This is a genomic window from Flavobacterium gawalongense (assembly GCF_007097265.1).
GTDB classification, from domain to species: Bacteria; Bacteroidota; Bacteroidia; order Flavobacteriales; family Flavobacteriaceae; genus Flavobacterium; species Flavobacterium gawalongense.
This window is the reverse complement of record NZ_VJZP01000013.1, coordinates 76,444-89,532: the sequence shown is the minus strand read 5'-3', so window position 1 is coordinate 89,532 and position 13,089 is coordinate 76,444. Positions and strand designations below refer to the sequence as shown.

The window sequence follows — 13,089 nt, the reverse complement described above, 5'->3', positions numbered from 1 at the left end:
CCCCAAATCTGAACTTCTCAAACAAGAATCTCGTTTTCAACAATGGTTCACAGGCTAAACCCTGCAAGTTGGGTTAAAGCAATACTCATGAAAAAAATATTTATTTTACTTGCGATTTTAATTTTAACATTCTTTTCTTGTTCTAAAAGTGATGAAGTAATCAAAGATCCGGTAAACAATCCTCCCGTAAGCAATAATAATCCTCAAGTTAATTCTCAAAATTGGCAATCTATTTCAGCCTTTGGGGGACACACTGTTGCTGTTAAAAAAGATGGCACACTTTGGGGTTGGGGTAATAACAATTATGGACTATTAGGAGATGGAACAATTATTTCTAAATTAATTCCAACTCAAATAGGAACATCCACCGATTGGCAGTCTATTTCAACTGGAGCAACTTTTACGATTGCTATAAAAAAAGATGGCTCACTTTGGAGTTGGGGAAGTAACAGTCGAGGACAATTAGGTAACGGTTCGCTCTCTCCTATAAAAAGTCCTGCTAAAATCGGAACGGATTCTAATTGGAAATCTATTTCAGCTGGAATTGACCTTACTGTTGCAATAAAAACTGATGGTACACTATGGTCTTGTGGGGTTGGTTTCATAAATACATCAGGTAACAGTTCATCCTCTTATGTAATGACTCTTACTAAAGTTGGAAACGACAACAATTGGAAATCTATTTCAACTGGATATAATATGCAAGATTATGATACATTTTCATATACTAATGCTATAAAAGAAGATGGTTCATTATGGGATTTTGGGCAACATACTGCATCTTCAATTATAAATACTTACAGCCCTTATAAAATTGGAATAGATACGAATTGGAAATCTATATCTAATGGAGAGGCTTTTACTGTTGCTATAAAAACAGATGGAACACTTTGGGGTTGGGGCAATAATGCTGATGGACAATTAGGTGATAATGTAGGTAGTTATCGTACAACTCCTTTTAAAATAGGAATAGACGCCGATTGGGAATCTATATCTACTGGAAATAGTTTTACCGTTGCTATAAAAAAAGATGGCACACTTTGGTCTTGGGGAAGTAACAGCCGAGGGCAATTAGGTCGCGGCACTAATTCTGTTACAAAAAGTCCTGTTAAAGTTGGAACAGGTACCGATTGGCAGTCTATTTCAACTGGAGCAACTTTTACGATTGCTATAAAAAAAGATGGTACACTTTGGGCTTGGGGTAATAATGCTGATGGACAATTAGGTGATGGAACATTAATTGATAGAAACTCACCAACTCAAATCAATTAATAATCCTTTATAAATATCTATAAAAAAATAAATTATCCTAAGAATTGTGTAATTTTAAAAATAAAAGAAGCTTAATCAAAATTTATTCATGCCTCCTTATCAAAACCCCTCTGGTGCTCGTTTGCAACGAGTACCCACTTACTTTAAAAAAATAAAACAGAGCGTTTGTAACGCGGCTATTGTAACAAATTACCATAAAGGTTCAACATTTACATTACAAAAAACGGTGTTGTCTTCTTCATAATTTCTGTAACTGCTATTTACATAATCTCTTTCATGAAAAACGATTTCTGCTTCAACAGGATTATAATGTATATAGTTGACACGCTGTTCTATTTTTTCTAAAGTGTCTAATATAACAGGATGAAAACCGTCTTGCCATAATTTATAATTTTTAGCTCTTCCTGATTTTTGAGCTTCATAACTAAATTTCCGTAACAACCATTCTCGTCTGCTCTCTGGATATTCTTTGATAGCTTCTATTAGTTTCTTTGAAGTAAATTTTTTGAAATCCCGAACAACATTTTGTAACTCACCATCAAATGCAGTCACTATTAAATGAATATGACTGGTCATATATACATATGCACTTAATCCTTTTTCCTTGATGCAATAATTCAAGGATTCATCTAAGATGGTACAATAAATAGGTCTTACAAATAAATCTACCCAATCTACTACAGTTATAGTAATAAAAGTAGGCACAGTACTGTCAACAACTTTGTATTTCTCAGACATTGTTTTTATTTCAAATGTATTGATTTTAGCAAATAAATTGTGTAGAAAACCGAAGTATGATTCTTTAAATTTACTTCTGTTTTAATTATCCGCGTTGCAAACGCTACGATTTATTTTTTAATTTAAGTAGGTACTCGCCGCAGGCAAGCACCAGAGGTTTGTGGTGAAGATTTAGCAATGCAAACGCTTTTAAACATTCTTCATTTTTTTAATCTCTAAACCTAAATAATAGTTTTGATTCATTCTCTTTGATATTGTAATCTGCGTAAATCTGCAAAATCTGCGTAAAAATTGCACGCAGATTTTGCAGATTTACGCAGAAAAGTTTAAGATTGTACTTCATTCAAAAGAATATCTAAAAGCGTTTTCCCTGAAAGAATGATGTTTATTGTATTTTTTGGCATAAAAATTATAAAATGAGGGAGATTCTCCCTCATTTTATAAACAGAATAATAATAAAAATCCCTTTTTTAACAGGTATTGAATTGCCGTTGGCTTTAGCCATCGGAAAAAAGGTATAACATTATTGGCTTTAGCCAAAATACAGTATAGGTTTTGGCTAAAGCCTATGATAATTATGCATTGAAAATTCCGATGGCTAAAGCCAACGGCAATTCAAACATTCGAAATTCATTTTCAATACCCATAAAAAAGCCCGGAAGTGTTACTTCCGGGCTTACTAACTAATTCCATATGATAAACCAAACCATTCAACTTATTAATTATGGGTATAGAAAACTAATCTATAATAGTTAGTGTTTTTTATTGAATTTTTATTTAACCGAAAACTTAAATGTTGTTTTTGTCTTGTAATTCTCTCCGGGGCTTAAAACCGTAGATGGAAAATCTTTTTGATTTGGAGAATCTGGATAATGTTGCGTTTCTAAACATAAACCAGTTCTGTGCGCATACGTCCCACCATTTCTCATTGGTAAAGTTCCGTCTAAAAAGTTTCCGGTATATAATTGTATTCCTGGTTGATCGGTGTATACTTCAAGCAATCTTCCGCTTCCTGCATCATAAGCAGAAGCTGCAAAACGTTCTCCTTTGTCTTGATTGTTTAGTACCCAACAATGATCGTAACCCAATCCTTTTTTCAACTGATCGTCTTTAGCTTCTATGGCTGCCCCAACAACTTTAGGTTTTCTAAAATCGAAAGGCGTATTCGTTACATCGGCCAATTTACCTGTAGGTATTAATGTTGCATCTACTGGAACTAATTTGTCAGCATAGATAGTTATTTCATGATCTAAGATTGGTTTAGAAAAATCAGATGACAGATTAAAATAAGAATGTTGTGTCAAATTCACGATTGTTTTTTTGTCTGTAGTCGCTTCATAAAGTACATCTAATGAGTTCTCATTAGTAAGGGTATAGGTTACAAAAACGGTTAAGTTTCCTGGGTATCCTTCCTCCATGTCTTTACTTACATATTTCAATTTCAAGGAAGCGCTGTCTCCACCTTTTGCTTCAGCAGCAGTCCAAACGACTCTGTGGAATCCTTCTGGTCCACCGTGTAATGCATTTGGTGTATTATTGATCGCTAAAGAATATTCTTTTCCGTCTAAAGTAAATTTACCTTTTGCAATTCGGTTGCCATATCTTCCAATAAGGGCTCCAAAGTAAGGATTAGCTTTCATGTATTGTTCCAACGAATTAAAACCGATGACAACCTCTTCAGATTTCCCCGCTTTGTTAGGCACTTTTAAGGAGGATATAATACCACCATACGTGATAATATCTACTTCCATTCCTTTTTGGTTTTTCAGTTTGTAACTGTCAATTTTTTCACCTTTTGGAGTAGTTCCGTAAGCCGTTTTTTCGATAGTTACCATTTCTGTAGCTTTTGCCTCTTTAGTCGTTTCTTCCACTTTTTTATCGCCTTTACATTGAACATTCATACTTGCTAAACTTATTATGGAAACACCATAAATACAACGTTTTAATACATTCATAATTACTTATTTTTAATTATTATAATCCATGTTGAAAAAGATGGTAATACGCTTCGTTCGCATTAATTTTATCTTTAAAGTCTCTTACGGTTGTTTTTTCATCGATAACCAGCAATTCTATTCCTGCAATATCGGCAAAATCTTCCATATATTCTGTTGTAATCACTTGGCTGTATACAGTATGATGTGCACCACCAGCCAATATCCATGTTGTTGCTGCAATATCCAGGTTAGGTTTACAATCCCATAATACACGGGCAACAGGAAGTTTAGGCAAATCAGCCATCGGAGCTACCGCTTCTACTTCGTTTACAATCAGTCTGAAACGGTTACCCATGTCAACTAATGAAGCATTAATTGCATTTCCTGCCGCTACATTAAATACTAAACGAACAGGATCTTCTTTTCCTCCAATTCCTAAAGGATGTACTTCGCAAGAAGGTTTAGCATCAGCAATAGAAGAACAGATTTCCAACATATGAGAACCTAAAACATATGATTTTTCAGGTGTAAAATGGTAGGTGTAGTCTTCCATGAATGAAGTTCCACCTTGATTTTCAAGACCTACATTCATTACTTTCATCGCTCTAAGCATCGCCGCTGTTTTCCAGTCACCTTCGCCACCAAAACCATATCCATCCGCCATAAGACGTTGTACCGCAATTCCAGGAAGTTGTTTTAACGAACCAAGATTTTCGAAAGTATCTGTAAATGCTTTGAACCCGCCTTCTTCAAGGAATGCTCTTAATCCTAATTCAATTTTTGCAGCTTCTACTAATGAGTCTCTTTTTTCTCCACCTTTTTGAAGTGCCGGAGCCAAATTATATGACGCTTCATATACTTCAACCAGTTTATTGGTATCAGCATCAGAAACTGTATCAATATGTTTTGTTATATCCGAAGAGTCGAAACCATTTACCGAAAAACCAAAACGGATTTGGGCTTCAACTTTATCTCCTTCGGTTACTGCAACTTCACGCATATTGTCTCCAATTCGAGCTACTTTTAAGTTTTGGAATTCATCCCAACCTAAAACCACTCTGGACCAAATGCCTAATTTTTTTTGAACGCGTTCGTCTTCCCAATGTCCTACAACCACTTTGCGTTTTTTACGCATTCTGGACATGATAAAACCAAATTCTCTATCTCCGTGAGCTGATTGATTTAAATTCATAAAGTCCATATCCATAGAAGCCCATGGAATTTCCGCATTGAATTGGGTATGCAAGTGACACAACGGTTTTTTAAGAATACTTAAACCGCCAATCCACATTTTTGCTGGCGAAAAAGTATGCATCCAAGCCACAATACCAATACAGTTTTTGTTAGAATTCGCTTCTAAACATACATTAGTAATTTGTGCTGGTGATTTTACCACATCTTTATATACGATTTTTACTGGTATATAGGATGAAGCATCTAATCCTTTTGCAATGTGTTGTGAATGTTCAGCTACTTTTCTAAGCGTTTCTTCGCCGTATAATTCTTGGCTTCCTACTACAAACCAAACTTCCTTTTGAGATATATCTATCATATTTTTTGTTTAATGTTTTCTTTGTCTATTATTATAAAGCTTTCGGGATTCAATAGAAATCGAATAAAAAATGCACTTTAAAGAACCTCGCCCCAGCCCTCTCCAAAGGAGAGGGAGTCGGAACTATAGGAATATAAGTGGTCTATTATCTTCAAAATTTATTTTTGCCCGTAATAGGAATCTTTCCCGTGCTTACGTTCGTAATGTTTTTTTATTAATGAATCTTTTAGTCTTGGTGCATTTGGATTTATCAGTAATGTTAAGTGAGCCATTTCGGCCACTACTTCTAAAACTTTGCTATTATAAACCGCTTTTGCAGCCGTTTTTCCCCAAGCAAATGGCCCATGATTTCCTATAAGAATCATCTCCACTTCTTCATAGGAAAGGTTTTTTTCTTTGAAGCAATCCAAAATTTGAATTCCCGTATTGTGTTCGTAATTTCCTTCGATAAGCGCGTCACTCATGGGAGCTGCACAAGGAATATCAGATGTTAAATGGTCTGCATGGGTTGTTCCAAATATTGGAATGTCTCTTTGTGATTGTGCCCAAGCCACAGAATAAGTTGCATGAGTGTGTGCCACACCGCCAATGTTTGGCCAATTTTTATATAAATAAGCATGCGTTTTTGTATCCGATGAAGGACGCATAGTGCCTTCGATAATATTATTGTCAAAATCCACAATAACAATGTCTTCCGGTTTTAAATCTTCGTAAGGAACGCCGCTAGGTTTTATGGCAAAAACGCCATTTTTTCTATCTACTGCGCTTACATTTCCAAAAGTATATACTACCAAATTTAATGCATTCAATTGCATGTTTGCTTCGTAGCATTCTTGTTTTAAATCTTTATACATACTGCTCATGTTGTAGTTTTTTAAGGGATGGATCTGCAAAAGAGCTTAATTGGTCATACGCTAACAACAACTTATGGTAGGCTGCAACTTTGTCTAATTGAGGGAAATATTCTCCATCAAAATCACTTCCCATTTTTTGACTGGCTTCAATTACATTAGGATAAATTCCTGCGGCAACTGCTGCATAGATAGCGGCGCCTAATGCTGGTGTTTGATCTGAAGCTGCAATTTTAATAGGCTTGTTCAAAACATTAGCCAAAGTTTGCATAATATAAGGTGATTTTCTGGCTACACCACCAATTCCGATGACGCTATTTATTTTTACGCCTTCTTCTTCAAAACGATCTACTATTTTTTTAGAACCAAAACAGATCGCGTTAACTAGTGATTTGAATAAATGAGGTGCTTTTGTGCCTAATGATAAATTAGAAATGGCACTTTTTATTTCCTGATTGGCATCTGGGGTTCTTCTTCCGTTAATCCAATCTAAGGCGATTGGAACACTTTCGGATAATGGAATTTTCTCTGCTTCTGCCGTTAATTTTATAATTAAATTATCGCTCATTTCTTCTTTTAGTTGCTCTTTTTGAGCGTCTGTCAAAAGGGTAGAAGTAGCTAATAAATGATCCGTTGGCCATAGTAGTAATTCTTTGTACCAAGCCAATAAATCTCCAAAAGCGGATTGACCCGCTTCTAAACCAATAAAACCAGGAATTACTGACCCATCAACTTGACCGCAGATGCCACGTACGGTTTTAGTTCCTATTGTCTCTTCCGAAGCAACAATAATATCACACGTTGAGGTTCCCATAACGCGAACCAAAGTGTTTTCTTCTATTTTGGCTCCTACAGCACCAGAATGTGCATCGAATGTTCCAACAGCGACAACTGTATTTGTAGTAAGCCCCAATCTTGTTGCCCATTCTTGGCTTAAATTTCCTGCTACAAGATCTGATGTATAGGTTTCATCGTACAATCTTCCGCGAAGTGCCGCAAGATAAGGATGTAGTTTTCCTAGAAATTCTTCTGAAGGCAAACCGTTCCAGTCTTCATGCCACATCGCTTTATGACCAGCCGCGCAACGGCTTCTTTTAAACGATTTTAAATCTTTATTGTCAATCAATAAATACGTCATTAAATCACAATGTTCCATCCAAGTATAAGCGGCATTTTTTACTGCTTCATCTTGTTTGGCTATGTGCAAAATTTTTGCCCAAAACCATTCTGAAGAATAAATTCCTCCCACATATTTCGTGAAATTTTCTCCACCCCAATTAGCGGCAAGTTCATTAATTTCGTTTGCTTCATTTATAGAAGTATGATCTTTCCATAATACCATCATAGCATTAGGATTGTTCTCGAAACCTTTTGTCAAAGCCAATGGTGTTCCGTCTTCAGTAACTGGTACAGGTGAAGAACCGGTTGTGTCGATGCAAATGCTTCGTATAAGGGAAGGATCTATAGTACTGTTTTCAACAACATATTTTATTGTGGCTTCTAATCCTTCGATGTGATCTAAAGGGTGTTGACGAAACTGATTTATAGATGCGTTACAATATTCTTTGTTTTTCCAACGCTTGTAGTGACAAACATTCGATGCCAATTCCTGTCCGTTTTCAGTGTCTATTAATATTGCTCGAACAGAATCTGTTCCATAGTCTAATCCTATAACGTAATTTTTCATTCTAAAAACTTTTAAGATAAATGCAAATATAAATATATTTATATTATAAGTGTATAAAAAACACTTAATTTAATTTAATTTTGTAATTTTTGTCAAAACATCAATAAAATAACTGTATACGAGTAAAACAAAAAATAATTGTCAATGATACATTTATTCTGTTGCGATTATTTCATCTTTACTTTTAAAACAGTTACAGAATAGGCTGGAAGGCTCATTTGCGCTTTCTCTCCCTTCAATTTAAAATCGTGTTCTGTAGGGCTTATTTTGGTAGGTTCGGCAAATGAATTAACATCATTTAAATTCGCACTGGTAAGTGTTATTACGGTTCCTTTAGATTGTAATTTGCTTCCTTTTAAGTCTATATTTACCTCTTGTGCCGTTGCAGCAGTGTTTACCAGTTTCATGATTACTTCTTTGGATTTGCTGTCTTTTACCGCTGAGGCAAATAGGTCGTTTTGTCCTGTTAGCGGTTTACCGTTTTTGGTAATAGTGATTAAGTCGGTTCCTTTATTGGTTGCGAATAATTTTTGTATATAGTAATTAGCAGAACCATATGATTCCAAATTGTTGAACCAAATCATGTCAGGAGCCCATTGCCAAGCTTCTATATGTGCCATTAATGGAGCGTAGGAACTAAGGTGTACCACATCTGCGTTGCGTTCTAAACCAGTCATAAATGCAGATTCAGAAAGTGCAGCCAACCAATTGTTTTCTTTAGAACCATCTTCTACACCTTTAGGATGTGCAGCATATTCTCCGGCAAATATTTTAGGGCCTTTTCGGTCATAATTGTCATATCTAGTCACATTTTCTTTAAACCATTCTGGACTTTTGTAATAATGCTCATCAATGATTTCAGCATTTAGTTTTTTAAGCTCTTTCATGCCGTAGTCAAAGAATTCTCCATCTGGTGATGGACCGGCTCCGGAAACAATAATGATATTTGGGTATTTTGCTTTAATGGCTTTTTCAAATACTTTGTATCTTTCAATGTAATCTGGTCCCCATTGCTCATTTCCAACGCCAATATGTTTCAGGTTGAAAGGTTTTGGATGTCCCATGTCAGCTCTAAGTCTGCCCCAAGCAGTTTCTGTTCCGCCGTTGGCAAATTCAATTAAGTCTAAGGCATCTTGCACATAAGGATCTAATTCAGCCATCGGGACTAATTCCCCCGTATTATACTGGCAAGCCATTCCGCAATTTAAAATAGGAAGTGGAGCGGCACCAATATCTTCTGAAAGTTGAAAGTATTCGAAAAATCCTAATCCAAAACTCTGAAAATAATCAGGAGCAGGTTTGTGACTGAACTCCGTATTCCAGCGGTTAATCATGGTTTCTCTGTTTTCCACATCACCTATTGTTTTTTTCCATTGGTATCGGTTTGCTAAAATTTTTCCTTCTACGATACAACCTCCAGGGAAACGTAAAAATCCGGGTTTCATGTCATATAATAACTGAACAATGTCTTTGCGTAAACCATTTTTTCTGTTTTTCCAAGTGTCTTCTGGGAATAAGGAAATCATATCCAAGTCGATAGTCCCTGTTCCTTCAAAGGTAATTTTCAATTGTGCTTTGGCTTCGGTTCCCGTAGCTGTAAGTTGTGTACTATAATTTTTCCAGTCGGTAGATGTCGGCACAATGCTGGTTTCGCCTAAAACTTTTTGGTCTTTATCAATAAATTGGATGATAATTTTTTTGAAAGCTCCGTTATGATTGGCCGCTTTTAGCGAAAGATTGTAACGCCCCTCTTTTTTAATACCCATTCCTCGGAATCCTTCATTAATAATCGAAAATCCTTTGTCATCATTTACAGTAACTCTACAGAAATTAGGATTGGATTTGTTTTCCAATGTTTTCATCGTTGTTGCAATACCCGATTGTTGGTTGAGACTATGTTTACTGCTATTAGGTTGTTTCCAACCCATAAGAGGTACTTCAAATTCAAAGGATCGGTTTTTAATCATTTCGGCATACAACCCCCCATCGGCAGCAAAATTGATGTCTTCAAAAAACAAACCAAACATGGTTGGCTGAATTTTAGTAACAGTATTGGCGATATTAACTTCCAGATTTGTTTTTTGGGCATTGGCATAAAGGCCACTCAACAATAGGCCAAAAAGCGTGATTTTAGAAATAAGATTATGTTTCATGATTTTATTTACTTTGTTTAAAAATAATATTGTTTCTTAATTTTTAATGGATTTAATAGTAACAGTAGCATCTGGCAACCAAGGAGTAGAAAACTTAATTTTAATGTCTCCTGCTTCTCCAGAGGATTGTATGTATGCCAAAATTTTACCGCGATACACCCGATGCACATTATCAGAATAACTGGTCATATCTGAATTGTTGCCACTTTCTAAACCTAACAATTTAGCATTCCCTTCAACGGTACAGGTTATTTCTTCGTCTGAAATCATAACTGGCGCACCATTTTTATCAACAACTTGGACTGTTATATGAGCAATGCCCAAATCGCTATTTATCGTTTTTTTATCAACCGTCACGTTCATTTTATTTGAACGTTCTGATGATACTATGGCATAAGTACAAATCGTTTTATTGTCATTATCAAGCCCAACAACTTCTAGTTTTCCAGCTTCAAACGGAAGATCCCAATATATAATTCCTGTGTTGTCGTCTAAGCCTTTTATTTCTCCTATTTGTTTTCCATTTAGCAACAATTTGTTTTTTGGTGCATTCGAATAACAAACCACTCTTATCACCTCATCCTGTTTGTAATTCCAAATAGCAATTGCATCCATAGATAAAAAATCCTTCTTCGCCGGCAATGGGTAGGTTCCAATGTAAACACTAGGTTCTGAACTCCACAAAGCTTTACGGAAATAGCCTCGCGGTTTCAAAAAGCCTCCAAAATCTAAAAGCCCTGAATTAAACCCGCGGGAAGGCCAAGCTTTTGCTTCGCCTAAATAATCAATACCTGTCCATAAAAACTGCCCAAAAACATAATCCTTGTCTCTTGTAGCCTTCCAAGAATCCATGCTATGACCAGTTTCACTTCCGTAAATAACTCTCTCAGGATATTTCTTGTGATCTATGTCGTAACTTCCCTCTGTGTAATTGTAACCCGTAACATCCAAAGCAAATGGATACGCTGTTTCATTAGACATAATCACACCTGCCAATGCTGCAGTTACAGGTCTAGAAGTGTCAAATTTACGAACGGTGGCCGAAAATCTTTTTGCAATGCCACCCAATCTTTCTGCATTAGGGCTTTTAGGCAAATAACCCCCATATACCGGTTGGTCGAGAGTTGCCCCATTCAAAACGGGATGGGAATATGGATCGTTTGGATAATCTACTTCGTTTCCAATGCTCCACATAAAAATAGAAGGATGACTTCTATCTCTAAGCATCATGGTTTCTAAATCTTGATCTCCCCATTCTTTAAAGAAAGACGATGATCCTTGAAATTCAGGAACACCCACATTCCATCCTTTTATCCATTTTCTTTTTGCAAATTCCCATTCATCAAAGGCCTCGTCCATAACCAACAATCCCAAATCGTCACATAATTCATAAATGTCTGATGAATGCGGATTATGACTTAACCGAATTGCATTACAACCAATACTTTTTAGCGTTTCCAAACGTCTCTTCCAAACTTCCTTTGGGACTGCAGATCCAAGCGTTCCTGCATCATGATGAATACAAACTCCTTTTATTTTTGTCCATTTTCCATTTATTGCAAATCCTTTGTTGGCATCAAATTGTAATTCCCTGATTCCAATCATTTGTTCGCTTTTATCAATGATCTGTTCGTCGTTTTTTATAATAGTTCTCAATTTATATAAAAAAGGAGTTTCCAATGACCATCTTTTGGGCTTATTCAGAGTCAGCGTTTGATTTAAAACGGAATTGGCATTAGCATTTATTTTATTTTCCCTTTTTTGGAAAGCAATCACTTTTCCGGTTATCGGATCTACAATTTCTTGAGTGACTTCAATATTAGCGACTGTTCCGGTAGTGTTTTTAATTGTTGTTTCTACATCAACATTTGCTTTGCTATCAGAAATAGTTGCGGTTTTAGAATACACACCCCATAAATTAATATGAACAGGCGAAGCATAGACCAAATAAGTATCGCGATAAATTCCGGAACCTGAGTACCAACGCGAATCTTGCTCTTCGGAATGATTCACTCTGACCGAAATGACATTTTTTTCTCCAAACTTTATATAAGGAGTCAAATCATACATAAACGAAACATAGCCGTTAGGACGTTTTCCCACAGATTTTCCGTTTATAAACACCTCACTTTTATTATAAACACCTTCAAAATAGATGTATACCTTTTTGCCTTTCTGAGTTGTTGAAACGTCAAAAGTTTTGCGATACCATCCAATACCACCCGGTAAATAACCGGTACAACTAGCTTTGTCTGGGCTGTATGTTCCCTCAACACTCCAATCGTGCGGAAGATTTAACACTCTCCATTTTGCATCAATTGCGTCTAAACTTGCTCCGTCTTTTACATCTGAAAGGATAAATCTCCAATCGTTGTTAAATAAAATAGCTTCTCCAAATCTGGGTTTTGCCTCCAACTTGAAAGTTAAAAGCAGCAAGATGGTAAACATCCACAATAATTTTGTTTTCATAATTTTATCTGTTCCTAATTGATTTTTTTCTTTTTTCTATTCCATTGGCTTTATGACAAATCCGAAGCTATATTCATTTTGTTTAATCATTAGTTTCTTTTTAAAAATCAATACTGTCTATTCTTTCTTATCGAGTTGGATAGTTATTTCAACAGTTTTCCATCAATAGAAATGTATTTTGGTTTGCCAGATTTCCAACTGATGCTCGAACCGTTCGTGCCAACCGAATCAAGTAACAGATTCCATTGCAGGTTTTTGGAATAACCTTTGGGAATGTTCAGTGATTTTGCATCTGAGGCTACTTTATCCTGATCCGCTAGAACAGTTTTCTCTTGATGAGGTAAAGCAATGACAGCTGTTGAGATTAAAAGTATGATGCCAAGAAAGAATGAGAAGCTAAGTTTTATGTTTGTCATATTTATGAAATATA

General features: G+C 35.8%; 9 protein-coding genes. 1 reads left to right on the top strand and 8 read right to left on the bottom strand.

What is annotated here, in order from left to right; translation table 11 throughout:
* Positions 1–87: 87 nt before the first annotated feature.
* Positions 88–1,272 (top strand): RCC1 domain-containing protein, encoded by a 1,185-nt coding sequence (locus FNW38_RS09060; RefSeq protein ID WP_185963118.1) that lies wholly within the window; start codon positions 88–90, stop codon positions 1,270–1,272.
* Between the two features lie 189 nt (positions 1,273–1,461).
* Here the strand turns inward: FNW38_RS09060 and FNW38_RS09055 are convergent, their stop codons facing one another.
* From FNW38_RS09055 to FNW38_RS09020, 8 genes are all read right to left on the bottom strand, one after another.
* A complete protein-coding gene (locus FNW38_RS09055) occupies positions 1,462–2,010 on the bottom strand; it encodes a transposase (protein ID WP_144064796.1) in 549 nt (182 codons plus the stop codon).
* A gap of 773 nt (positions 2,011–2,783) precedes the next feature.
* Complete coding sequence (locus FNW38_RS09050; RefSeq protein WP_144064797.1) at positions 2,784–3,965, bottom strand: aldose epimerase family protein; 1,182 nt, start codon at positions 3,963–3,965, stop codon at positions 2,784–2,786.
* 19 nt (positions 3,966–3,984) lie between these two features.
* Positions 3,985–5,499, bottom strand: coding sequence for an L-arabinose isomerase (gene araA / locus FNW38_RS09045; protein WP_143387216.1), 1,515 nt, complete (start codon positions 5,497–5,499; stop codon positions 3,985–3,987).
* A 158-nt stretch (positions 5,500–5,657) separates the two neighbouring features.
* Positions 5,658–6,362 carry an L-ribulose-5-phosphate 4-epimerase gene (locus tag FNW38_RS09040; RefSeq protein ID WP_143387215.1) on the bottom strand — a complete coding sequence of 235 codons (705 nt, stop codon included), beginning with the start codon at positions 6,360–6,362 and terminating at the stop codon, positions 5,658–5,660.
* The gene (locus tag FNW38_RS09035; RefSeq protein ID WP_144064798.1) at positions 6,346–8,037 is read right to left on the bottom strand and encodes a ribulokinase; all 1,692 of its coding nucleotides are present in this window, start codon (positions 8,035–8,037) and stop codon (positions 6,346–6,348) included. Before FNW38_RS09035 ends, FNW38_RS09040 begins: the two co-directional genes overlap by 17 nt.
* A 167-nt stretch (positions 8,038–8,204) precedes the next feature.
* Positions 8,205–10,190, bottom strand: coding sequence for an alpha-L-arabinofuranosidase C-terminal domain-containing protein (locus FNW38_RS09030; RefSeq protein WP_144064799.1), 1,986 nt, complete (start codon positions 10,188–10,190; stop codon positions 8,205–8,207).
* Positions 10,191–10,226: 36 nt separating this feature from the next.
* Positions 10,227–12,659, bottom strand: a complete 2,433-nt coding sequence (locus FNW38_RS09025) for a sugar-binding domain-containing protein (RefSeq protein WP_144064800.1) — start codon at positions 12,657–12,659, stop codon at positions 10,227–10,229.
* A gap of 143 nt (positions 12,660–12,802) precedes the next feature.
* A complete protein-coding gene (locus FNW38_RS09020) occupies positions 12,803–13,075 on the bottom strand; it encodes an immunoglobulin-like domain-containing protein (protein WP_143387211.1) in 273 nt (90 codons plus the stop codon).
* Positions 13,076–13,089: the final 14 nt, after the last annotated feature.

What these genes read in the sequence shown, in the direction of transcription:
- FNW38_RS09020 (WP_143387211.1), bottom strand. Translation starts at nt 13,075, where the DNA reads ATGACAAACATAAAACTTAGCTTCTCATTCTTTCTTGGCATCATACTT.
- araA (WP_143387216.1), bottom strand. Translation starts at nt 5,499, where the DNA reads ATGATAGATATATCTCAAAAGGAAGTTTGGTTTGTAGTAGGAAGCCAA.
- FNW38_RS09040 (WP_143387215.1), bottom strand. Translation starts at nt 6,362, where the DNA reads ATGAGCAGTATGTATAAAGATTTAAAACAAGAATGCTACGAAGCAAAC.
- FNW38_RS09060 (WP_185963118.1), top strand. Translation starts at nt 88, where the DNA reads ATGAAAAAAATATTTATTTTACTTGCGATTTTAATTTTAACATTCTTT.
- FNW38_RS09030 (WP_144064799.1), bottom strand. Translation starts at nt 10,190, where the DNA reads ATGAAACATAATCTTATTTCTAAAATCACGCTTTTTGGCCTATTGTTG.
- FNW38_RS09055 (WP_144064796.1), bottom strand. Translation starts at nt 2,010, where the DNA reads ATGTCTGAGAAATACAAAGTTGTTGACAGTACTGTGCCTACTTTTATT.
- FNW38_RS09050 (WP_144064797.1), bottom strand. Translation starts at nt 3,965, where the DNA reads ATGAATGTATTAAAACGTTGTATTTATGGTGTTTCCATAATAAGTTTA.
- FNW38_RS09035 (WP_144064798.1), bottom strand. Translation starts at nt 8,037, where the DNA reads ATGAAAAATTACGTTATAGGATTAGACTATGGAACAGATTCTGTTCGA.
- FNW38_RS09025 (WP_144064800.1), bottom strand. Translation starts at nt 12,659, where the DNA reads ATGAAAACAAAATTATTGTGGATGTTTACCATCTTGCTGCTTTTAACT.